The 1,453-nt window shown below is 69.1% G+C and carries 1 protein-coding gene; it reads right to left on the bottom strand.

The annotated features are described in order from the left end of the window. Positions 1-118: 118 nt before the first annotated feature. Positions 119-1,369, bottom strand: a complete 1,251-nt coding sequence (locus tag ABT296_RS38625) for an IS701 family transposase (RefSeq protein WP_351934837.1) — start codon at positions 1,367-1,369, stop codon at positions 119-121. Positions 1,370-1,453: the final 84 nt, after the last annotated feature.

Below are 1,453 nucleotides of genomic sequence, written 5' to 3'. Positions count from 1 at the left end.
GCCCTAGTAGGGCTTGGTCAGGTTCGTAGGGGTGTGGGTATGTCGCGGTGGCAGGTGGGGCAGGCGCCGGTCCAGGTGGCGAGGAGTGTCTGCAGGTCGCGGACCGTCTGGTAGAGACTCAGGCCTGCGCTGCGTCTTTTGGGTCTTGTGCCAGTCGTTGCAGGGTGCAGAAGGCGTGGGCGGCGGAGACGAGGGTGACGTGGTGGTGCCAGCCGTTCCAGGTGCGGCCCTCGAAGTGGGCAAGTCCCAGGGCCTGTTTCATCTCGCGGTAGTCGTGCTCGATGCGCCAGCGGAGCTTGGCCAGCCGCACCAGCGTCGCCAGGGGCATCCCCGAGGGCAGGCTGGACAGCCAGAACTGCACCGGTTCGCTCTCGCCAGCCGGCCACTCGGCCAGCAGCCAGCGCTCGGGCAGCTCCGTGCTGTCGGTGGCCCGGCGGACGCCGCGTCCGGCAGGGCGGATGCGCAGGGCGACGAACCGGGAGTACATGCGCTTGAAGCCGCTGAGGCCTTGGCCCGGCCGGGATCCCTCCCGCCAGGACACCGGCCTGGCCGCCGTCCGGCCGGCCGCGATGACCAGGTCTTTCACGGTCTGCGGCGCATCTGGATACTGCATTTTCGGCGGCCGGCCGGTGCCCGCGTAGGCGGGCTGAACGGGCTGGGCATCGGATGGATGGGCACTGTGGCGGGATGAGATGCCCACCGCGTAGGGCAGGCCGCGTTCCTCCAGGCCGTGACGGAAGGCGGCGGCGTCACCGTAGCCGGCGTCCGCGACGACCAAAGGAACGTCGATGCCCCAGGACCGGGCCTCGTCAACCATGTCCAAAGCGAGCTGCCACTTCTCCACATGCCCCGCCCGGTCGGGGATGCCGCAGCGGCCGCGGCGGGCGACCTTGGACGGATCGGCCCCGGGCGAGGCCGGGTCCCAGGACGCGGGCAGGAACAGCCGCCAGTCGACCGCGGCCGATGCATGGTCGGTGGCAAGGTGAAGTGATACTCCCACCTGGCAGTTGGTGACCTTGCCCGCGGTGCCGGTGTACTGCCGCGACACACACGCCGAAGCGTCCCCGTCCTTGAGGAAGCCGGTGTCATCCACGATCAGAGCTTCCGGAGCGATCGCGTCCTGCATCCGCCAGGCCAGGCGGGCCCGGACGTGCACCGGATTCCATGGACTGGACGTCAGGAAATGAGCCAGCGCCTGCCGGTTGCCGTCCTCGCCCAGCCTCGCCGCCATCGGCTCCACCGACTTGCGTCTGCCGTCCAGCAGCAGCCCCCGCACATAGACCTGGCCCCACCGCCGCTGGTCAGCACGGAAGAACCCGTCGAACAACTCCGCCGTGAACGCCTCCAGGTCCTCCCGGACCTCGGCCATCTCCCCAGGTGTCACACCATCACAACGACACCAACAGCCCAACAGACACGCCACTCAGAAGTGAAGCTGACCAAGCCCTACTAG

Source organism: Streptomyces sp. NPDC000983, from assembly GCF_040299205.1.
Lineage (GTDB): Bacteria > Actinomycetota > Actinomycetes > Streptomycetales > Streptomycetaceae > Streptomyces.
Note: the sequence above shows the minus strand (reverse complement) of the source record. Positions and strands in the feature narration are given on the sequence as shown.